Consider the following 19,754-nt stretch of genomic DNA (forward strand, 5'->3'; position numbering starts at 1 on the left):
TTATTGCTCTATAATTTCTATTCCTTTTTCAACAATTCTAAATTTAACCTTTTCCTCTCCAGCATGTCTATGTTTTTCTAATATTGCCAATCTTTCTTCGCTATTAATTTTCTCTAATCTAACTATGCATTTACTCCAATATTCCAATAAAGAACCTCCAGAAGCTTCAAAGCCATTGACTGTCTCTCTAACTTGATTTGTTATTAAAACTGCTAAGTTGTAGGTTTTAGCTATTTTTAATAAAGTTTTTACTTGATTACCAAGCATTTTATTGAGCATAATATTTTTGTTAGCCTCATTACCTAACTCCAACCTATACAAAGAAGTTATGTTATCAACTACAATTAAACTTGCATTTTTAGCTATTAGAGGAACTTCCTTCTGTATAATTTTATCTTGCTCATAAAAATCAAAGACATCATATATTATCATATTCTCTAAAACTTTTTGGTAATCATTTGGAGATATTTGCTTTATTCTTTCTATTGACAAGCCACCTTCAGTGTCTATATATATAACTTTCCCAAATTTACTGGCATTTATTGAATTTATAATGCAAATATTTGTTTTACCCACTCCTGGAGGGCCATAAATTTGAGTTATCGTTTGTTTTTCAGCATTTCCCAACAATATCTCTTTTAGCATTATAATCTCCCTTTACCTTTTACTTTGAAAATTTTTAATTTCCTCTAATACCATCTCTACCGCCTTATCTACGGCTTCAGAAACCTCTTTAGACAATCCTGGCTTTATGTAAGGCATTGTAAATTCTTTTCCTTGACAACCTATAACTACAACTTCTACTCCTTTATTATGTAACTCTTTAAGAAAAGGAGCCAATGGAACATTGTGAGCATCAAAAGAGTATTTTCTAAGGTTTGGTAGTTCATCAACATCTATCTTTTTCAATGTTCCTGGTTTTAGACCAAAATCAATAGCATCAACTACAATTATTTTTTTAATGTCTTCATCTATCAAAGTCATTAAGTAGTATGCCCCACTCGCTCCAGCATCGATAACTTCGACATTCTCAGGAACAATATTTTCTAATTTTTTCACAACCTCACAACCAAATCCATCATCTCCAAACAACAAATTTCCACAGCCAACTACTAATATATCTTTCTTTTTTTTCATCTTCTCATCCTATTTAGTTTTATTTTTATTTAGTTTTTCTTTGAATTTTTTTGCCACATCTTTTGGATTTTCTGATTGATATATACTTCTTCCAACAATTACATAGTCATTTTCATCTAAAATGTTAATAATTTCTTCAATTTTTCCCCCTTGATAACCAACTCCTGGTGTCATTACTGGAAGTTTTGCGATATCCTTAATTTCTTTGAGTCTCTCTGGTCTTGTAGAGGGAGCAACAATAGCATCAACTTTAAGTTTTTTAGCCATTTTTGCTAATTTATTGGCAATTGGTTGCATATATTGAATAGCCCCTGGATGACTCATTTCTGTAACCATTATTACCTTTTTATTAAATTTTTTAGCAACTTCTTGGACTGCTTTAACAGAGTCTTCTCCAACGAAGCCATGGACTATTATTCCATCAGCATATTTTAAGGCAATTTCTGCTATTTTTCTGTTAGTTTCAGGAATATCCGCAACTTTAAAATCACATATAACCTCTCTATTACATATTTTTTTTATTTCTTCAACAATTTCCAATCCAGAAGATAAAACTAACGGATATCCAACTTTTACAGCGTCAATATAATCCTTAACTTCATTCACAATTTTTAATGCCTCCTCTCTATTTAAAACATCTAAGGCTATCATTAACTTTGGCATACTATCACTCTTATTTTTTATTTTTAATTATTTAACATGCTTTAAAATTTCTCTTAAATCTCTCTTTTCGATGCATATATCTGCCTTTTCCTTTAAAATAGGTTTAGCACAAAAGGCTATTTTTAAACCAGCTTTTTTAAACATACTAATATCATTTGCTCCATCTCCTACTACAACGGTATCTTCTAATTTAATGCCTTCAATTTTTGCTATTTTCTCTAAAATTTCTCCTTTGGAATTTTCTTTTAACACATCTCCTTCCACTTCTCCAGTTAATTTTCCATCTTTTACTATTAATCTATTGGCAAAAGCATAATCCAACCCCAATTTTTCTTTAATTTTATTAACTGCTATGTCAAAGCCACCACTAACAACTCCAATTATATAACCTCTTTTCTTTAATTCCTTAATAGTTTCTTCAGCCCCTTCTGTTAGAGTTATCCTTTCAATAGCCTTCTCAACTTTTTCTATTGGTAAATCTTTTAATAAACTAACTCTTTTTCTTAAAGATTGTTCAAAATTTAATTTTCCTTCCATTGCCTCTTTTGTAATTTTTTTAACTTCTTCTTCAACTCCAGCCTCTTTTGCAATCTCATCAATCGTCTCATTATTAACTAATGTGCTGTCAAAGTCAAATAAAATAAGTTTTTTCCTTTTCTCCATTTGACCACCTAAATTTTAAGATTTTGTGCTATTTTTCGATATAGTAAATAAAAATTTTTATACTTTTAATTCAAATTTTTATATATATATATCCATTATATCCAATACTTATATATAGAAATTTTGAATAAAATATAGTTATAACTAAATTAGGTGGGATATTATGGGGTGTAAAAAAGTATTCTATTATTTCTTAATAAGTATGTTGTTTCTTTTTATTTCTCAAATATATGCTGATGATTGGAATCCTCCAGAAACCTATACATTAGTTATGCCAAATATAAACCATAATTATGAAATTTATATAAATGATTCTGAATATAACAGTTGTTCATATGGTATAATAAAATATGGATCATCTAAAAATTTTGGCTTAGATTGGGGTGATGATACTTTTGATATATATAAGAAAAAAAATAATGATACAATAATACTGAATGTTAGTTCAAAAAAAGGTGTAAATGTTACTATAAAGTTTATAGATGTAACTAATAACACAATTCTTCAGGTTATTAATTATCCTTCGTCTAATGTAGGTTCTAATACAACTAACTCTACTACAAATACTGGAGGTAATACAAAAGCACCAATACCTTTTGAAGTAGTGATATTGGTTTTAATTGCAATTCCACTAATATCACTGAAAAAATTCAAATGAATCTTTAAAATTTTATTTTTAATACATCTTTACATCTATCAATTTAAATATATAAATAATATTTAGATAACTTTTAATTTGATAGATTCTATTTCTCTATTAACTATGGAGGTGAATACAACTATGTATAAAATAGGAATAGTTGGCTGTGGAGTTATTGGTAGTTTTATTTCAAAGAAAGTTGTAGATGGAACTATAAAAAACGCTAAAATAATTGCTGTGTATGATAGAAATTTAGAGAAATCTAAAAAACTTTCAGAACTTACTGGGGCTAAGATTTGCAACAGTATAGACGAGTTAGTTAAAGAAAATTTAGATTTAGTTGTAGAATGTGCCTCAGTAAAGGCTGTTGAAGAAGTTGCTACAAAATCATTAATAAATAATAAAGATGTTTTAATAATGAGCGTTGGAGCGTTGGTAGATAAAGATTTATTTTTAAAACTTAAAAAATTGGCTAAAAAGGTTAGTAGAAAGATATATATTCCCTCTGGGGCTATTGGAGGTTTAGATGCTATAAAAGCCTTAAGATTGGGAGAGATATATAAAGTTGTATTGAAAACTGTAAAGCCAATTAAAGCATTAGAAGATTCATTAAAAAATCTCGGCTATGACATAAGTAGTATAAAAAATCCTATTGTTGTCTTTGAAGGAGATGTTTTTGAGGCAATAAAGAAATTTCCTATGAATATAAATGTTTCTGTCACTTTATCCATAGTATCTGAGTATCCAGCAAAGGTTATCATTGTCGCTGATCCTAATGCAAAGTTAAATAGGCACGAGATATTAGTTGAGAGTTCAATTGGTAAATTAAAAGTTTGTGTTGAAAATGTTCCTTTTGAAGAAAATCCAAAAACTTCTGCATTGGCGGCATATTCAGCAGTTAGATTAATTAGAGATTTATCTGAATCTGTAAAGATAGGGACTTAGAATATTAAAGTGAGATTATGGATATTGAAAAATTTATAATAATTGATTTAAACAAATTAGACGATTTTATAAAAAAAGTAAAATGCCCTAAGTGTTACTACACATTTAACTGTGTTGGGAAAAGAGTAATTTGTCCAAACTGTAAAATCATTATAAAAATAAAAAACAAATAGGGAAATTATGCATCCAACAAAGTTTTTAAAAGGAACTAAGTCAAAACTCTTAGAAAATAAAAAAATCTTAGTTGCTGTTACTTCATCAATTGCGGCGATTGAAACCCCTAAATTAATGAGAGAGCTTATAAGGCATGGAGCAGAAGTTTATTGTATAATTACCAAAGAGACTAAAAAAATTATTGGTAAAGATGCCTTAAAGTTTGGGTGTGGTAATGAGGTTTATGAAGAAATAACTGGAGATATAGAGCATATCAAATTATACAATGAGTGTGACTGCCTTTTAATCTATCCAGCAACAGCCAATGTTATTTCAAAGATAAATTTAGGATTAGGAGATAACATAGTAACTACAACATCCTTAATGTTTAAAGGAGGAAATAAGCCGATAATTATAGTCCCAGCAATGCACGAAAATATGTATAACGCCATTAAAAAACATATAGATGAACTTAAAATGAATAAAAATATTTATATAGTTTCTCCAAAATTTGAAGAGGGTAAGGCAAAAGTGGCAAATATAGAGGATGTTGTTAATTATACAATAAAAATAGTTGGAAACAATTTAAAAAAAGAAAGAAACAGAGTTTTAATATTAAATGGAGGAACTGTTGAGTTTATAGACAAAGTTAGAGTTATTTCTAATTTATCTTCTGGGAAAATGGGAGTTTCTTTGGCTGAGGCATTTTGTAGAGAAGGGTTTTATGTTGAGGTTATATCTGGGATTGGTTTAGAGCCACCATATTATATAAAGACTCATAAGGTTTTAACAGCAAAAGAGATGCTAAATAAGGCAATAGAGTTAGGTAAAGATTTTGATATAATTATTTCCTCAGCGGCAATATCTGACTTTACTGTTGAAAGTTATAATGGAAAGTTAAGTTCTGATAAAGATTTAACTATAAGATTAAAAAGAAATCCAAAAGTTTTAGAAGAGTTGAGAAAAATCTACAAAGATAAAATAATTATAGGATTTAAGGCTGAATACAACTTAGATGAGGAATCACTTATAAAAAAGGCAAAGGAAAAATTAAATAAATATAATTTAAATATGATTATTGCCAATGATTTAAGTAAATATTATTTTGGTGACGATAATATTGAAGTTTATATAATAACTAACTCATACATTGAAAAATTATCTGGAACTAAGAAAGAAGTTGCGGAAAAAATTGTAGAAAAAGTAAAAAATATGGTGAAAAGATGAGTAAGAGGGAAGAAACTGGATTAGCAACCAGTGCTGGTTTAATAAGATATATGGATGAAACCTTCTCTAAAATTAAAATAAAACCAGAGTATGTTATTGGACTAACAGTTGCTTTTATAGTAATTGAAATATTTTTAAACTATGGTATGTTTCTCTAAAATATTTAATAGGAGATTTTAATAAAATTTCAAATATTTAAATCCATCTCCACTTTCAAAAGAGTAATGAATCTCACTAAATTCTTTAGCAAATTCAATAACATCTTCTCTTACTTTTTCAGGTTTTTCTTTATCAATTGCAATTCTTTTCATAAATTCAGCAATTATTTCCATATCTTTTTCTTTCATACCTAATCTTGTGCATTCTTGAGTTCCTAATCTAATACCGCTTGGATTATCAGAATTATTAACATCATCCCAAGGCAATAAGTTTTTATTTAAGATAATATTTGCCTCTTCATACATTTTAGCTAAATCACTTGCTGAAAATTTAATGTCTGGAGAACTTTCAATATCAATTACTACCTGATGACTTTCTGTAAATCCTTTATCTTCACATAAAACATCGAATCCTCTTTCATACAATGCCTGAGCTAATGCTTTTGCATTCTTAATTACTTGTTTAGCATAATCTTCTCCAAACTCCAACATTTCTGCCAATGCAATGGCTAAACCAGCTTTATGATGCAAGTGGTGGTTACTAACGACCCCTGGAAATACATGAGTATCTATTTTATCAGCATTTTCTTTTTTAGTTAATATAATTCCTCCTTGTGGGCCAAAAAATGTTTTATGAGTACTTCCCATTAAATAATCCGCTCCTTCTCTTAATGGATCTTGGAATTGTTTTCCAGCTATTAAACCAAGAACATGAGATCCATCATAGGCAATTTTAGCTCCTACTTCTTGAGCAGCTTCATAAGCGTCAGCTACTGGATGCGGAAACAAAAATAAAGAGCCACCAAATAAAATAAGTTTTGGTTTTTCTTCCAATATTTTCCTAATCATTGCGTCAGGATCAATATTCATCTCTTCAGGATCAAATGGATGATTAACCACTTTTAATCCTCTAATTCCTGCGGCACTAACTTTCCAATGACTTATATGTCCACCATCTGGAACATTTAAAGCCATTAACTTATCCCCAGGTTTTGTTTCAGCAAAAAATACTGCTAAATTAGCGACAACTCCACTTGTCGGTTGAACATTTGCGTGTTCTGCTTTAAATAACTCCTTAGCCAATTCTATACAGATTGTTTCAACTTCATCTATATATTTACATCCTTGATATAATCTTTTACCAGGCAATCCTTCAGCATATCTATGCATAAAATCAGTAGCACATGCTTCTCTAACAGCTAAACTTGTTATATTTTCACTGGCTATTAACTTTATGCACTCTCTCATCCACTCGTGCTGTTTCATAGAAATTTCTCTAATTAATTTTGGAATATCTGAATGTTTCATTATTATCCCTCTTTTAAATAGTAATTTTGTTGTCTGTGTTAATACAGCTAACAAGTTATATATTTAACTTAGGATTTAATTAAAAGTTAATGTGAAATAATTAATAATATTTTTGGTGTAAAGATGATAAAAGTGTGTGTTATTGAAGGAGATGGAATAGGGAAAGAGGTTATCCCAGAGGCTGTAAAAATATTAAAAGAACTTGGAGATTTTGAAATAATAAAAGGAGAGGCGGGATTAGAATGTTTAAAGAAATATAACAATGCATTGCCAGAAGATACTATAGAAAAGGCTAAAGAAGCGGATGTTATTTTATTTGGTGCTATAACATCTCCAAAACCTGGAACAGTTAAAAATTACAGAAGTCCAATTATAACTTTAAGGAAATTATTTAATTTATATGCAAATGTTAGACCAATAAACAACTTTGGATTAGGACATATAATAGGAAAAATTGCAGATTATGAATTTTTAAATATTAAAAATATTGATATAGTAATTATAAGAGAGAATACAGAAGATTTATATGTAGGTAGAGAAAAATTGGATAAAGATACAGCCATTGCTGAGAGAGTTATAACAAAAAAAGGCTGTGAAAGAATAATAAAATTTGCATTTGAGTATGCAGTAAAAAATAATAGAAAAAAAGTGTCGTGTATACATAAGGCAAATGTTTTAAGAATTACTGATGGTTTATTTTTGGAAGTTTTCAATACTATAAAAAAGACTTATGAGAATATAATAGAAGCAGATGATTATTTAGTCGATGCAACATCTATGTATTTAATAAAGAATCCCAATATGTTCGATGTTATTGTAACAACTAATATGTTTGGAGATATTTTATCAGATGAGGCTTCAGCATTAATTGGAGGTTTAGGATTAGCACCATCAGCAAACATTGGAGATAATAAAGCCTTATTTGAGCCAGTTCATGGTTCTGCTCCAGACATATCTGGAAAAGGAATAGCAAATCCTATGGCCGCTATATTAAGTGTTGCAATGCTTTTTGACTACATTGGTGAAAAAGAGAAAGGAGATATTATTAGAGAGGCAGTAAAATATTGTTTAATGAATAAAAGGGTTACCCCTGATTTGGGTGGATGTTTAAAAACAAAAGATGTAGGAGACGAAATTTTAAAATATGTTAGGAATAAAATTAGGGGATATTAATGAGAATAAAAATTACAAAGTCCCATATAGCCCTTTTTATTAGCATCCTTTTTATATTAGCAATTCTCTATTATATAGGAATAGACAAAATTATTAAAACCTTACTAAATGCAAATCCAATATACATAATATTTGCGTTTATTTTGCAGTTGATAGTTACACTTATCCTTGCTGTTAGATGGAGATTTATTACAAAAATTTTAGGATATAGATCCTCATTAAAGAATATTTTTTTATTGGTTCTTATGGGAACTTTTATTAACAATATTACTCCATCAATGAAAAGTGGTGGAGAAGCATTTAGAGCCTACTACTTATCAAAACTTGAAAATATTCCAAAAGGTTTGGCTTTTTCAACAGTTGTAGTGGAGAGAGTTTTAGATTCAGCAATATTTTTGTTTTTTACATTATTTGTTATTGGATACTTTATTATTATTGGGTTCAAATATACAGAATATTTAATATTATCGTGGGCTTTTTTATTTTTACTAACATCTGTGATTATTTATTTAATAACAAACAAAAAACTACTAATTAAAGTAGTTATAAGAATAGCAGAATTTATTTGTAAATATACCTCATATTCATATAACAAAGAAATCATATTAAAATCAATTGATGATTTCTATAATAGTTTAAAATTTTTAAGAAATATAAAGGGTAAAGACGCGTATACTATAATAATACTATCAGTTGTTTGGTATTTAGTTGATATAGTAAAATTATGGATTCTATTTTTGTCAATTTCATATATGGTTTCAATTTTAAGTGTGGCAGCTGTATATCTTTTAACTTTATTGTCAGGAGTTTTATCTATAACTCCCAGCGGTTTTGGAACTGCAGATACTGTAATGATTGTTTCCTTTACAGTTTTTAATATCCCTCCCTCAGTAGCAGCTGTAGTTACAATATTAGATAGATTAATATCATACATATTTCCAACGATTCTTGGTTATATTGCCATAATGATTATAAAAAAAGAAATTAAATCTTAAAAATAAAATCATTTTTAGATTTCTTTTTATTTTCCATCTTTTTGAGCATTACAATAAATAAAAATAAAAATAATTTTTTAAACCTTATATTCACAAACTTTAAATAAAAAATTTTAAATAGTATTACATATATTATGTATGATGTTAAGGGATATTAGTAATAACAAATAAAGATAGACAAAAAGGTGGTAATATGCACATACCAGATGGATATTTGGGACCAATAACCTGTGCATTTTTTTATCTTATAATGCTATATTTCTGGTATAGAGGGATAAAAGCATTGAAAACGTTACATCCAAAGCAAATACCACTGTTGGGGATATTAACGGCATTTTCATTTTTAGTAATGATGTACAACCTTCCAGTTCCTGATGGAACTACTGCCCACATGGTTGGAGGTACATTGATAGCCATATTAATGGATAATCCATGGGTAGCAACAATAGCAATATCCATTGTATTGTTTATCCAGGCAATTTTCTTTGGAGATGGAGGAATTACAGCGTTAGGGGCTAATTGTTTTAACATGGGTGTAGTTCTACCATTCGTTGGTTATTACACTTACAAATTCTTAAGAGATAAAGTTGGAGATGTTGTAGCAAGTGGTATTGGAGCTTACATTGGAATTGTAGCAGCGGCAATAGTTGCAGGATTTGAATTTGGACTACAGCCATTTATCCAGCCAGGTTATTGTCCATATCCATTTACCGTATCAGTTCCAGCAATGGCATTTGCACACTTAGTAACAGCAGGTCCAGCAGCGGCTGTTGTAACCGCAATAGTGGTATGGTATGTTAAAAAGGCAAGACCAGATTTATTCGAATTAACGAAGAAATCTATGGAGGTGAGTTAATTGATCGACTTTAAAGATCCATTAGTTAAAAAATTTTTGTATGTAATAATTGCATTAATTATTTTATGTCCTCTTGGAATTCTCTTAGTATGGAACTATGGAGATGCTTGGGGAGAATGGGATGTCAATGATGTAGCAGAAAAAGTTCATGCAGATATAAGTGGGATGGAAAAACTATCAGGAATCTGGAGTTATGCAATCTTACCAGATTATGACATTCCTGGATGGGACGATCCTGTTAGAGCATCGATAGGTTATATAATATCAGCAATTGTTGGAGTTGCTTTATGCTTAGGAGCGTTTTATGGGCTAACAAAGGTTGTATATTCAAATCGTACTTAATATATAACACAATATATAACTTTATTTTATTATTTTTAAATTTTACTTTTAATTTTTATGTTGAATATTTAAGTTCTTAAATATTAATTTTTTATTTTTTAAATTTAATAAATAATGGTGAATTCTGTGAAGTTAATAAATAAAACTGTTGAGCATGTAATAAAATATATTAGTGAGGCAGTTTTTTCAGAAAAATTTGCAAGGAATAAGGATGGTTTTTTACAAAAATTAGATCCAAGAATAAAGATAATTGGATTAATTATATTGGTTATAACAACTGTTTCAATTAAGCATATTGAAGTTTTGATATTTTTATATCTTTTATCCCTAATTTTTTGTATTTTGTCAAGAATTCCTTTACTTTATTACATAAAAAGAGTTTGGCTATTTATTCCTCTATTTACAGGAATAATTATATTTCCTGTAATATTCTTAACTCCTGGGCATCCAATTTATGTAATTCTAAAAAAACCTTATTATATCGCTATTACTTATGAAGGAATAAAATATGCTGTATTATTTACTCTTAGAGTGGCAACTGCAATATCTTACACTGTCTTAATAACTCTAACTACGAGATGGGACGAGATAATGAAGGCACTTAATAGTTTAGGAGTTCCAGATATTGTAATAACGATAATGACACTCGCTTATAGATATATATTTTTATTATTGAACAATGTCTTAGAGATGATGTATTCAAAAAAATCAAGATTATGTAGGAATTTAAAGCTAAAAGAAAGTTGGATTATTGCTGGTAAAAGTATGGGAGCACTCTTTATAAAAACTCAGAGAATGGGAGAGGATATATATTATGCAATGCTTTCAAGAGGCTACTTAAACGAACCAAGGATTTTTACAAATTTTAAAGTTAAATATTATGACATAATCTTCTTATGTTTTATAGTATTAATATCATCTATTTCATTAGGTTATGATAGGTTGATACTATGAAACCTTTGTATGAATTAAAGAATGTATATTATCAATATCCAGATGGAACTATTGCATTGGACAATATAAATATGAAAATTTATGAAGGAGAGGTAGTAGCAATTATAGGCCCTAATGGAGCTGGAAAAACAACACTTTTAAAAATATTAGATGCTTTAGAGTTTCCAAAAAAAGGAGAGGTATATTTTGAAGGAAAAAAATTAGAGGAAAGATTATTAAATGATATAGAGTTTATGAAATACTTTAGAAAAAAAGTAGGATTTATATTCCAAGATCCAGATACTATGCTGTTCAGTCCAACAGTTTGGGATGATGTGGCTTTTGCTCCTCTACACCTTTATGATAAAGATACAGCCATAAAAGTTACTGAAAAAGTTATAAATGAAATGAATTTAAACCATATAAAAGATAAGCATCCTTACAATATCAGTGGTGGCGAAAAAAAGAAATCATCAATTGCAGCAGTTTTATCAATAACTCCAGATGTTATACTTATGGATGAACCTACATCATACTTAGATCCAAAAAGTAGAAATTACATAATAAACTTAATTAAAGATTTAAAAAGTAAGAATAAAACCATTGTATTTGTAAGTCATGATCCAAATCTTATAACGCTCGCTGATAGATGTTATATTCTAAATAAAAAAATTATCGCTGAAGGAACTCCAAAGGAAATATTTAGTAATGTAGAAATCTTAGAGGAAAATAATTTAGATGTTCCTGAGATAACTAAATTATTTAAACTTCTGTTAGATGATAAAGATTTAATAAGTAAAATAAATATTGATAACTTACCAATAACAGTTGATGAGGCTTATAACATATTAAAAGATTTATTAAAGAGTAAAACTTAGATTAGTTATTTATTTTTTATATAATCTTCCAATTCTTTTTTAATCTCTTCAACAGTAGGAATTTTCCCTTCAAATACTACTAAATCATCAAAAGCAACTCCTGGAGGAATAAAAATCCATTCAGATATTTCATTTATGTCAGTGACTTTAACAATCTCAGCATCTATGCCTAACTCTTCAACAGCCTTTTTTACATTTTCGTATGTTTGGTTACATTTAGGACAACCAGTTCCAAAAACTCTAATTATCATTATATCACCCCATTACTAAGATTTTTTATTGATTTTATGATTTATAATATTTGTATGAGATTTATTAATAGGTTTTAATTGAAATACTCAAATATAAATTTTATAATATCATTCCAGTAACAAAACCTGCTATAGTAGAGTATATAACTACAAGCCCAAGATATGTAAATGCTTTTTTGTATCCAAGGATTTTGGAGAGTGTTAAAACTGTAGGAATACTTAAACTTGGACCTGCAAGAAGCAAAGCCATTGCTGGGCCTACACCCATTCCCAAATCCATTAATGACTTTATAATTGGGACCTCTGTAAGTGTTGCGAAATACATAAGTGCTCCAATAAATGAGGCTATAAAGTTTGCAATTATAGAGTTTCCACCAACATATTTACTAACATACTCAGGAGGAATAAATGCATTTATTAAACCAGCAATTGCTACACCAAGTATCAATAGTGGAAATACCATTTTACCAAGTGTAAATGTCTCTCTAAGCCATGCTTTTATCTCTTCCAGTTTAAACCATTTTTTAACAACAACTATAAGAACAATACACAATATTGCTGTTAATATATGTTTAACAAGAATTCCATCATAAACTGGAATACTCAGTATAGGAATTAATTTTGGTGAAGCAGTTATTACTAACAACATCCCCAACTGTATTAGGAAAAATATCGCAGTCTGATAAGCAGGTCTAATTGAAATACTGTCTGCCTTTCCAACTCTAAAATTTCTCTTTTTTTCATCTGATTTAAATATAAATGCCATAGATAAACCAATTAATATTGATAATATTACAGCAAAAAATGCTCTTGTAAAACCTATATCCCACCCAAGAAGTGCCGCTGAGTAAAATATAGCAAGCACATTTATAGCAGGCCCAGAAAATAAAAATGTGGTAGCAGGTCCTATTCCTGCACCTCTCCTATAAATTCCAGCAAATAATGGAAGAATAGTGCATGAACATACTGCAAGAAGGCTTCCACTTACAGAGGCTACTAAATAAGATATATGCTTTGGAGTTTCTGGACCAAAATATTTTATAATAAAGTTTTTATTTATCATTGAAGCTATGCCACCAGCCATAAAAAATGCTATTGTTAGAGCAATAACTCTATTTATATTTAGATAATTTACAATAGTTTTTAACATTACATTCAAAGCATAAATTATTGTTCCAGTTATATCCATTTATCTCACCTTTCTTCTACCTTTTAAAGAACTTATATCGTATGTCATCTTTTCACCACAATCTGGACAATTTGGTAAAGGAACCTCAGAAGCCATACAAGGGCAGACATCAACCTTATATCTCATCCTTTTCCCACATTTTGGGCATATTAAGTTCCAAATTATCATATGTTTCACCCCCTTTAACTCTATACTGTTAATGTGAATAATAAATCACTAAATTTATAGTTTTCGATTAATTAATAAATTGGAATTTATTTAAAAAATATGAAAATATTAAAATATTATTGAGTTTCATAATAAACAAAATATAAAAATAAAATAAATAAAAGAATTGATAATTGGGAAATATTAAAACTTATTAGATGAGGTTTTTTTATGGATATTATAGAGCTTTTAAAAAGTTATGGAATTACTATAGAAAATTTAATAGATGCTGGAATTTCTTTATATGTTGGAGACCCTAAGGAAATAGATAAGGTTAAAGAAAAACTTAAAATAATCTTATTAAAAGAATTAAATAATCCAAATGTTTCCACTCTGTTAATTGCAGCTATATTGTTAGATAAAGAGGGAAAAAATAATAATTTGCCATTTAATTATAGCGAAGATCCTAACTATGTGTATGTTGATGAAGTTCTTGGCTTAGCGATTGCAAATGAAATTGCAGGAACTAAGGCTATATTTAACTTTAGATTTTACGATGCTAAAAAACCGGGAATTATTGGAGAATTGGATAAAAAAGGATATATGTTTTTAGATGATGCAATTGCTGGATTGTTGGCTGGCTGTATGAGTAAAGTTTTTGAGTAAATAATCTTATTTTTATTTTGCCGCAGAGACAATTTTAATAATGTCATTATGCTTTAATTCATAATCAGCCCCTATCCTTATTTTTCTCTTTGCGTCTATTGCGTATATAAATTTATCTCCTAATTCAGTGTGAATTTTATATGCCAAATCTTTTGCAGTAGTTCCTTTTTTAACTAAAAAAGCGTCTGGCAATACATTCCCTTCTTTATCTGTAAATTTATTTTCATCTTCTACTGGATACACAACTATCATATTTAGTAAATCAAAGTATGCTCTATTTATACACTCTTGAACCCCAGTACTACCATATTTTTTAAGGAAATCTTTTATATAATCAAATGCTTTTCTCATCTGTTCATTTACTTTACTCTCATCAACTATTTCAAAGTCATTTCCTTTTCTTTTGATTATCCCAGATTTTTCAGCCCTTTTTAAAGCCAACTCTATCTCCGCAGATGTAGGGATAACAATATAATCTTTAAATTCCTTTCTTAATCTTTCAATATTTTTCTCAGCATCTGGATGATCTGCTTTATTTGCGGCTATAATCATTGGTTTAGATATTTTTCTCAACTTTTTAGCCAAATTTAATAAATCCTCTTTGCTCCATTTAATTGGACTTTCATCCATATCTCTTATAGCGATTTTTATATCTTCCTCACTAATATTTAATCCACTTAATTGTTCTTTCAAAACTTTAACTATATTTTTCTCTTGCTGAGCCTTTCTTGCCAATTTATCCCAATTTTTAGTTAAGATACCATAAATCCACATGTCTATCTCATTTATTAAAAATTTCACATCTTCAACTGGATCATAATCTTCAGTAGGATTTCCCTCTGCATCTGTTTTTCCAGAGGCATCAACTACTAAAATAAACGTATCTGCCTGCCTCAAATCATCTAAAAACTTATTACCCATACCTCTACCTTCATGAGCCCCAGGAACCAAACCTGCAACATCTATAACTTCAACAGGAATGTATCTAACTCCATCTATACATTTTGAGTTTCTTGGATTACATTTTACTCCCAACTCTTTGCAAGGACATTCAGATGTTACATAACCGATTCCTTTATTTGGATGTATTGTTGTAAATGGATAATTTCCAATTTCAGCAGGTTTTTCTGTTAATGCATTAAACATTGTTGATTTTCCTACATTTGGTTTTCCAACTAAACCTATTATTGCCAAAATCTCACCACCAATAATTATTATCAAAATAATTTTTATAATGCAAAATATTTATATGACATCATTATAAATTAGTAGAATTATTAATAATATTTAATTGGTGAAACTATGCCTTCTCAAAAGATTCAAGAGATACTTAATGAGTTAGATAGTTTAATGAATAAAGAACGAAAATATATTGAATTAGTTGCTACTGTAGAATATTTATTAAACTTAGTTGAGCCTTCAAAAAGAGAAAAACTTAAAGAGGCTTTATACGATGCTGAGTCAATTGAAGATGTGTATGAATTAATAAAAGCAATAAAATTATTACTTGGATTACAGGGAGCAAGAAAATATGTTTTATCTTCTTCTGAATAATTTTTTATCCTACATTTTTATTCTGAAATACTTAGTAATATTATTCCAGCTAATATAAGAAAAACACCAATCATTTGAGTAGTTGTTAATGACTCTTTTAAAAATAATATTGATAAAATTATAGTGATAGCAGGACCTATTGAAGATATAGGGACAACAATGCTCGCTTTTCCTTTGTATAAGGCGTAATATAAAATTAGAGAACCAACAACTACTAAAATTGCAGATATTATAGCATACATAATAATTCTTTGATCTGTTATTATAACCTTGTATTTAATTATTATAAAAATTGACAAAATAATTCCTACTATATTTACCACAATCCACTGGAATAGAGGATTTTTTTCACAGACAATTTTTGCAAAAAATGTTCCAACACCATAAAATATCGCTACTAAAAGTCCTAAAATTACGGCTATATCCATACTATCCCAAAAAATTTTATTTAAAATTACTATAAATTCTTAACAAACTCTTTTAAAAATTCTCTAAATTCTGGAAGTTTCTCAGCACCAATCTCTACATTTGCCTTTAACCAACCTAACACATCTCCAATATCATATCTTTTACACTTAATTTCTACTCCTAAAACTTCTTCCTCTTTTAAAAGTAGATTTAGGGCGTCAGTAATTTGTATCTCCCTTCCCCTTCCTGGTGGAGTTTGTCTTATCTTTTCAAATATCTTTGGTGATAGTAAATATGCTCCAGTTATAATTAAATTTGAAGGAGCTTCTTCCACTTTTGGCTTTTCTACCATATTTTTTATTTTGTAAATCCCCTCCTCAATTTCTTCTCCTTCAACTACTCCATACTTATAAACTTCTTCCATAGGTACTCTCTCCAATGCGATAACTGAGCATCCATATTTTTCATGAACTGTTATTAAATCCTTTACAATATTTTCCGAATAAATTGTATCTCCAACCATTGCTATGAAGTATTCATCTCCAACAAACTCTTCTCCATACAAAATAGCATCTCCTAAACCTTTTTGCTCTTTTTGTCTTGTATAAAATATGTTCCCTAAATTGTCAATTTCTTTAATGGCCTTTAAAAGATCATATTTATTGGAATCCTTTAATTTGCACTCTAACTCATAATTTATATCAAAATGATTCTCTATTGCCTGTTTTCCTTTCCCTGTAACAAATAAAATATTTTTTATCCCTGCCTCAACTAAATCTTCAACGACATACTGAACAATTGGCTTATTAACTACTGGGAGCATTTCTTTTGGCTGTGCTTTGGTTATTGGCAACAGTCTTGTTCCAAAACCTGCAACTGGTATTACTGCTTTTTTTATCATTATTTCCCCCTTAAGTAAATCGTTAGTTGAAGTTTTAAATCACAAACAAATGTAAATAGAAACATAGTTATAAATTTATACTTCATACTATTAATTTTACTTTGAGAATATAAATAAATTTGGTGGTGATGATATTATCTTAGAAAGTAGTTTGAAGAATATGCAAAAATAACTCAAATAAAATTAATGTTAATTAGATCATTTTTAAGTTAGATTTAGATAATAGATAAAATATAATCGTGATAAATATGAATAAAATTAAAAAAATCTCAGTTATTGGGTCAGGATATGTAGGATTGATTCAAGGTGTAGGATTAGCGGAGTTGGGCTTTGAAGTAGTAGGAATAGATATAGATGAAACAAAAGTTAAAGCTTTGAATAAAGGGGAATGTCCATTATATGAAGAAGGTTTAGAAGAATTATTAAAAAAACATGTAAATAAAAATTTAGTATTTACAACATCTTATGAACCTATTAAAGAATCAGAAATTATATTTTTGTGTGTTGGGACGCCACAAGATAAAGATGGAAATGCAGATTTAAGATTTTTATTCTCAGCTGTAGAAAAAATAAAAGAAACAATTGATAAAAATGATTATAAAGTTATTGTTATAAAATCAACGGTTCCTGTAGGGACTAACAGGAAAGTTAAAGAACTTTTAAAGGATTATAATGTTGATGTTGTTTCAAATCCAGAATTTTTAAGAGAAGGGATTGCTGTATATGATTTCTTTAATCCAGAAAGAATTGTTTTAGGTTTTGAAAATTTAGATAATAAAAAACCTATAGAGATTATGAAACATGTTTATAAATATTTTGATGAGAAAGGAATTCCATTTATAATAACCAATTGGGAAACAGCAGAGTTAACAAAATATGCTTCAAATGCATTCTTAGCAACAAAAATATCATTTATAAATGAATTAGCCAAATTATCTGATAAAGTTAAAGCAGATATAAAAACTATAAGCTATGCTATGGGGTTAGATAAAAGAATTGGAAATAAATTCTTAAATGCTGGAATCGGATATGGTGGAAGCTGTTTTCCGAAGGACGTTAAAGCATTAATAAAACAGTTTGAAAACAATGATATCGAGCCAATATTAATTAAAGCTACAGATATAGTTAATGAAGAACAGATAAAATGGTTCTTTGAAAAAATAAAGAATTATTATGGAAATTTAAATGGAAAAACCTTTGCTGTCTTAGGATTAGCTTTTAAGCCAAATACTGATGATTTAAGAGAAAGTAGAGCTATAAAATTAATAGATATGTTGTTGGAAAATGGGGCCATCGTTAAAGGCTTTGATTATGTTAAAAAAGCAAGAAAAAATGCCACGAACTTATATAAATTCGATAAATCAATGGCATTTTACGGCTATAATATCTATATCTTAGATGACTTATACGAAACAGTTAAAGATGTCGATGGGATTATTGTAACTGTTGAATATAATGAGTTTAATAATGAAAATTGGGAAAAAATATCTAATTTAGTTAAAAGAAAAGTAATTTTTGATGGTAGAAATATCTTAGTTCCTGAAAAAATTAAAAAATTTGGTTTCACATACTTTGGGGTGGGTAGATGAAATACAGTGATATTTTAGTTACAGGAAGTGCAGGGTTTATAGGATTCCATCTATGTAAATATTTATTAGAGAACTTTGAAGATATAAAAGTTGTTGGAGTAGATAATCTCAATAATTATTACAATCCAATTTTAAAGAAAAAAAGAAATGAAATATTAAAAAGTTATAACAATTATGAATTTATAAAGTTAGATTTTTCTAATTGGGATGAACTATTGGAGAGTTTGAAAGATAAAGAAATTGATTTAATTGTTCATTTAGGGGCTCAGGCAGGAGTTAGATATTCTTTAAAGAATCCATGGGTTTATGTTAAATCAAACGATTTAGGAACTTTGAATATATTTGAATTTGCCAGAAGATTTGATATAAATAAGGTTGTTTATGCCTCATCATCATCTGTCTATGGGGGAAATAAGAAGATACCTTTTAGTGAAGATGATAGAGTTGATAAACCGATTTCTCTATACGCTGCAACTAAAAGAGCAAATGAGTTGATGGCTCATACATATCACCATTTATACGGTATTAAGATGATTGGATTAAGATTCTTTACAGTTTATGGGGAATATGGAAGACCAGATATGGCTTTTTGGAAATTTACAAAAAATATACTGTTGGGAAAACCAATAGATGTTTATAATTATGGAAAAATGATGAGGGATTTTACATATATTTCCGATGTTGTGGATGGTATTATGAGTGCTATTAAAAAAGACTTTGAATATGAAATATTTAATTTAGGAAATGATAATCCAGTTAAGTTGGAATATGCCATAAGTTTAATTGAAAAATACTCTGGAAAAAAGGCTATTAAAAATTATTTACCAATGCAACCAGGGGATGTAGAAAAAACTTGGGCAGATTTAACAAAATCAAGAAAACTTTTAGATTATAACCCAAAAGTTTCTATTGAAGATGGTTTAAAAAGGTTTGTATATTGGTTTAAAGAGAACTTTGACTGGGTTAAAGATATTTAAT

Annotated in this window: 26 protein-coding genes; 15 read left to right on the forward strand and 11 right to left on the reverse strand. The window is 28.6% G+C overall.

Annotated features, from left to right (window positions below):
• From radB to serB, 4 genes are read right to left on the reverse strand one after another with little or no spacing between them, the layout of a single operon-like run.
• Complete coding sequence (gene radB, locus KMP69_RS07615; protein WP_214399862.1) at positions 1-645, reverse strand: DNA repair and recombination protein RadB; 645 nt, start codon at positions 643-645, stop codon at positions 1-3.
• Positions 646-657: 12 nt separating this feature from the next.
• Positions 658-1,137 (reverse strand): coenzyme F420-reducing hydrogenase, FrhD protein, encoded by a 480-nt coding sequence (frhD, locus tag KMP69_RS07620; RefSeq protein WP_214399863.1) that lies wholly within the window; start codon positions 1,135-1,137, stop codon positions 658-660.
• A 9-nt stretch (positions 1,138-1,146) separates the two neighbouring features.
• On the reverse strand, positions 1,147-1,800 hold the full coding sequence (gene pyrF / locus KMP69_RS07625; RefSeq protein ID WP_214399864.1) for an orotidine-5'-phosphate decarboxylase: 654 nt from the start codon (positions 1,798-1,800) through the stop codon (positions 1,147-1,149).
• A gap of 27 nt (positions 1,801-1,827) precedes the next feature.
• Positions 1,828-2,463, reverse strand: a complete 636-nt coding sequence (serB, locus tag KMP69_RS07630; protein WP_214399865.1) for a phosphoserine phosphatase SerB — start codon at positions 2,461-2,463, stop codon at positions 1,828-1,830.
• Between the two features lie 163 nt (positions 2,464-2,626).
• Here serB and KMP69_RS07635 point away from each other — a divergent pair, with 163 nt between their 5' ends.
• From KMP69_RS07635 to KMP69_RS07655, 5 genes are all read left to right on the forward strand, one after another.
• On the forward strand, positions 2,627-3,121 hold the full coding sequence (locus KMP69_RS07635) for a hypothetical protein (RefSeq protein WP_214399866.1): 495 nt from the start codon (positions 2,627-2,629) through the stop codon (positions 3,119-3,121).
• A 123-nt stretch (positions 3,122-3,244) separates the two neighbouring features.
• Positions 3,245-4,048 carry an aspartate dehydrogenase gene (locus KMP69_RS07640; protein WP_214399867.1) on the forward strand — a complete coding sequence of 268 codons (804 nt, stop codon included), beginning with the start codon at positions 3,245-3,247 and terminating at the stop codon, positions 4,046-4,048.
• A gap of 17 nt (positions 4,049-4,065) precedes the next feature.
• Complete coding sequence (locus KMP69_RS07645) at positions 4,066-4,221, forward strand: hypothetical protein (RefSeq protein ID WP_214399868.1); 156 nt, start codon at positions 4,066-4,068, stop codon at positions 4,219-4,221.
• A 7-nt stretch (positions 4,222-4,228) separates the two neighbouring features.
• Positions 4,229-5,428, forward strand: coding sequence for a bifunctional phosphopantothenoylcysteine decarboxylase/phosphopantothenate--cysteine ligase CoaBC (coaBC, locus tag KMP69_RS07650; protein WP_214399869.1), 1,200 nt, complete (start codon positions 4,229-4,231; stop codon positions 5,426-5,428).
• Positions 5,425-5,586 (forward strand): preprotein translocase subunit Sec61beta, encoded by a 162-nt coding sequence (locus KMP69_RS07655; protein ID WP_214399870.1) that lies wholly within the window; start codon positions 5,425-5,427, stop codon positions 5,584-5,586. Before coaBC ends, KMP69_RS07655 begins: the two co-directional genes overlap by 4 nt.
• A gap of 18 nt (positions 5,587-5,604) precedes the next feature.
• On the opposite strand, the gene glyA is transcribed toward KMP69_RS07655, so the two are convergent.
• The gene (gene glyA / locus KMP69_RS07660) at positions 5,605-6,894 is read right to left on the reverse strand and encodes a bifunctional serine hydroxymethyltransferase/L-allo-threonine aldolase (protein WP_214399871.1); all 1,290 of its coding nucleotides are present in this window, start codon (positions 6,892-6,894) and stop codon (positions 5,605-5,607) included.
• A 123-nt stretch (positions 6,895-7,017) separates the two neighbouring features.
• On the opposite strand from glyA, the gene aksF reads away from it, so the two are divergent.
• From aksF to KMP69_RS07690, 6 genes are all read left to right on the forward strand, one after another.
• Positions 7,018-8,067: a homoisocitrate dehydrogenase gene (gene aksF / locus KMP69_RS07665; protein WP_214399872.1), complete on the forward strand. Its 1,050-nt coding sequence runs from the start codon at positions 7,018-7,020 to the stop codon at positions 8,065-8,067.
• Positions 8,067-9,062: a UPF0104 family protein gene (locus tag KMP69_RS07670; RefSeq protein WP_214399873.1), complete on the forward strand. Its 996-nt coding sequence runs from the start codon at positions 8,067-8,069 to the stop codon at positions 9,060-9,062. Before aksF ends, KMP69_RS07670 begins: the two co-directional genes overlap by 1 nt.
• 193 nt (positions 9,063-9,255) lie before the next feature.
• Positions 9,256-9,918 carry a cobalt transporter CbiM gene (gene cbiM / locus KMP69_RS07675; protein ID WP_214399874.1) on the forward strand — a complete coding sequence of 221 codons (663 nt, stop codon included), beginning with the start codon at positions 9,256-9,258 and terminating at the stop codon, positions 9,916-9,918.
• Positions 9,919-9,921: 3 nt separating this feature from the next.
• Positions 9,922-10,260 (forward strand): PDGLE domain-containing protein, encoded by a 339-nt coding sequence (locus KMP69_RS07680; RefSeq protein ID WP_214400804.1) that lies wholly within the window; start codon positions 9,922-9,924, stop codon positions 10,258-10,260.
• 126 nt (positions 10,261-10,386) lie between these two features.
• Positions 10,387-11,214, forward strand: a complete 828-nt coding sequence (gene cbiQ / locus KMP69_RS07685; protein WP_336244389.1) for a cobalt ECF transporter T component CbiQ — start codon at positions 10,387-10,389, stop codon at positions 11,212-11,214.
• The gene (locus tag KMP69_RS07690) at positions 11,211-12,071 is read left to right on the forward strand and encodes an energy-coupling factor ABC transporter ATP-binding protein (protein WP_214399876.1); all 861 of its coding nucleotides are present in this window, start codon (positions 11,211-11,213) and stop codon (positions 12,069-12,071) included. Before cbiQ ends, KMP69_RS07690 begins: the two co-directional genes overlap by 4 nt.
• 5 nt (positions 12,072-12,076) lie before the next feature.
• On the opposite strand, the gene KMP69_RS07695 is transcribed toward KMP69_RS07690, so the two are convergent.
• From KMP69_RS07695 to KMP69_RS07705, 3 genes are all read right to left on the reverse strand, one after another.
• The gene (locus KMP69_RS07695) at positions 12,077-12,322 is read right to left on the reverse strand and encodes an MTH895/ArsE family thioredoxin-like protein (RefSeq protein WP_214399877.1); all 246 of its coding nucleotides are present in this window, start codon (positions 12,320-12,322) and stop codon (positions 12,077-12,079) included.
• A 100-nt stretch (positions 12,323-12,422) separates the two neighbouring features.
• Positions 12,423-13,511: a permease gene (locus tag KMP69_RS07700; protein WP_214399878.1), complete on the reverse strand. Its 1,089-nt coding sequence runs from the start codon at positions 13,509-13,511 to the stop codon at positions 12,423-12,425.
• A complete protein-coding gene (locus KMP69_RS07705; protein ID WP_214399879.1) occupies positions 13,512-13,679 on the reverse strand; it encodes a zinc ribbon-containing protein in 168 nt (55 codons plus the stop codon).
• Positions 13,680-13,889: 210 nt separating this feature from the next.
• On the opposite strand from KMP69_RS07705, the gene cobZ reads away from it, so the two are divergent.
• Positions 13,890-14,324 (forward strand): alpha-ribazole phosphatase CobZ, encoded by a 435-nt coding sequence (cobZ, locus tag KMP69_RS07710; protein ID WP_214399880.1) that lies wholly within the window; start codon positions 13,890-13,892, stop codon positions 14,322-14,324.
• A gap of 12 nt (positions 14,325-14,336) precedes the next feature.
• Here cobZ and KMP69_RS07715 read toward each other — a convergent pair whose 3' ends face one another.
• A complete protein-coding gene (locus KMP69_RS07715) occupies positions 14,337-15,518 on the reverse strand; it encodes a redox-regulated ATPase YchF (RefSeq protein WP_214399881.1) in 1,182 nt (393 codons plus the stop codon).
• Between the two features lie 108 nt (positions 15,519-15,626).
• Here KMP69_RS07715 and KMP69_RS07720 point away from each other — a divergent pair, with 108 nt between their 5' ends.
• The gene (locus KMP69_RS07720; RefSeq protein WP_214399882.1) at positions 15,627-15,878 is read left to right on the forward strand and encodes a hypothetical protein; all 252 of its coding nucleotides are present in this window, start codon (positions 15,627-15,629) and stop codon (positions 15,876-15,878) included.
• Between the two features lie 17 nt (positions 15,879-15,895).
• Here the strand turns inward: KMP69_RS07720 and KMP69_RS07725 are convergent, their stop codons facing one another.
• Complete coding sequence (locus tag KMP69_RS07725) at positions 15,896-16,306, reverse strand: EamA family transporter (RefSeq protein WP_214399883.1); 411 nt, start codon at positions 16,304-16,306, stop codon at positions 15,896-15,898.
• Between the two features lie 29 nt (positions 16,307-16,335).
• Positions 16,336-17,187 carry a UTP--glucose-1-phosphate uridylyltransferase GalU gene (gene galU / locus KMP69_RS07730; RefSeq protein ID WP_214399884.1) on the reverse strand — a complete coding sequence of 284 codons (852 nt, stop codon included), beginning with the start codon at positions 17,185-17,187 and terminating at the stop codon, positions 16,336-16,338.
• A gap of 248 nt (positions 17,188-17,435) precedes the next feature.
• Between galU and KMP69_RS07735 the strand changes: the two genes are divergently transcribed.
• A complete protein-coding gene (locus KMP69_RS07735) occupies positions 17,436-18,776 on the forward strand; it encodes a UDP-glucose dehydrogenase family protein (RefSeq protein ID WP_214399885.1) in 1,341 nt (446 codons plus the stop codon).
• Positions 18,773-19,753, forward strand: coding sequence for an NAD-dependent epimerase/dehydratase family protein (locus KMP69_RS07740; RefSeq protein ID WP_214399886.1), 981 nt, complete (start codon positions 18,773-18,775; stop codon positions 19,751-19,753). The genes KMP69_RS07735 and KMP69_RS07740 overlap by 4 nt, the downstream gene beginning before the upstream one ends.
• Position 19,754 lies beyond the last annotated feature (1 nt).

Source organism: Methanocaldococcus lauensis (assembly GCF_902827225.1).
GTDB lineage: Archaea > AGJL01 > Methanococci > Methanococcales > Methanocaldococcaceae > Methanocaldococcus > Methanocaldococcus lauensis.

Bases quoted from the DNA above. Each gene is read 5' to 3' on its own strand.
- cbiM (WP_214399874.1), top strand. From the start codon at position 9,256: ATGCACATACCAGATGGATATTTGGGACCAATAACCTGTGCATTTTTT.
- KMP69_RS07645 (WP_214399868.1), top strand. From the start codon at position 4,066: ATGGATATTGAAAAATTTATAATAATTGATTTAAACAAATTAGACGAT.
- KMP69_RS07725 (WP_214399883.1), bottom strand. From the start codon at position 16,306: ATGGATATAGCCGTAATTTTAGGACTTTTAGTAGCGATATTTTATGGT.
- KMP69_RS07670 (WP_214399873.1), top strand. From the start codon at position 8,067: ATGAGAATAAAAATTACAAAGTCCCATATAGCCCTTTTTATTAGCATC.
- cobZ (WP_214399880.1), top strand. From the start codon at position 13,890: ATGGATATTATAGAGCTTTTAAAAAGTTATGGAATTACTATAGAAAAT.
- serB (WP_214399865.1), bottom strand. From the start codon at position 2,463: ATGGAGAAAAGGAAAAAACTTATTTTATTTGACTTTGACAGCACATTA.
- KMP69_RS07700 (WP_214399878.1), bottom strand. From the start codon at position 13,511: ATGGATATAACTGGAACAATAATTTATGCTTTGAATGTAATGTTAAAA.
- radB (WP_214399862.1), bottom strand. From the start codon at position 645: ATGCTAAAAGAGATATTGTTGGGAAATGCTGAAAAACAAACGATAACT.
- KMP69_RS07740 (WP_214399886.1), top strand. From the start codon at position 18,773: ATGAAATACAGTGATATTTTAGTTACAGGAAGTGCAGGGTTTATAGGA.
- glyA (WP_214399871.1), bottom strand. From the start codon at position 6,894: ATGAAACATTCAGATATTCCAAAATTAATTAGAGAAATTTCTATGAAA.
- pyrF (WP_214399864.1), bottom strand. From the start codon at position 1,800: ATGCCAAAGTTAATGATAGCCTTAGATGTTTTAAATAGAGAGGAGGCA.
- KMP69_RS07695 (WP_214399877.1), bottom strand. From the start codon at position 12,322: ATGATAATTAGAGTTTTTGGAACTGGTTGTCCTAAATGTAACCAAACA.
- KMP69_RS07640 (WP_214399867.1), top strand. From the start codon at position 3,245: ATGTATAAAATAGGAATAGTTGGCTGTGGAGTTATTGGTAGTTTTATT.
- KMP69_RS07655 (WP_214399870.1), top strand. From the start codon at position 5,425: ATGAGTAAGAGGGAAGAAACTGGATTAGCAACCAGTGCTGGTTTAATA.
- KMP69_RS07635 (WP_214399866.1), top strand. From the start codon at position 2,627: ATGGGGTGTAAAAAAGTATTCTATTATTTCTTAATAAGTATGTTGTTT.
- aksF (WP_214399872.1), top strand. From the start codon at position 7,018: ATGATAAAAGTGTGTGTTATTGAAGGAGATGGAATAGGGAAAGAGGTT.
- KMP69_RS07735 (WP_214399885.1), top strand. From the start codon at position 17,436: ATGAATAAAATTAAAAAAATCTCAGTTATTGGGTCAGGATATGTAGGA.
- galU (WP_214399884.1), bottom strand. From the start codon at position 17,187: ATGATAAAAAAAGCAGTAATACCAGTTGCAGGTTTTGGAACAAGACTG.
- KMP69_RS07690 (WP_214399876.1), top strand. From the start codon at position 11,211: ATGAAACCTTTGTATGAATTAAAGAATGTATATTATCAATATCCAGAT.
- KMP69_RS07720 (WP_214399882.1), top strand. From the start codon at position 15,627: ATGCCTTCTCAAAAGATTCAAGAGATACTTAATGAGTTAGATAGTTTA.
- frhD (WP_214399863.1), bottom strand. From the start codon at position 1,137: ATGAAAAAAAAGAAAGATATATTAGTAGTTGGCTGTGGAAATTTGTTG.
- coaBC (WP_214399869.1), top strand. From the start codon at position 4,229: ATGCATCCAACAAAGTTTTTAAAAGGAACTAAGTCAAAACTCTTAGAA.
- KMP69_RS07705 (WP_214399879.1), bottom strand. From the start codon at position 13,679: ATGATAATTTGGAACTTAATATGCCCAAAATGTGGGAAAAGGATGAGA.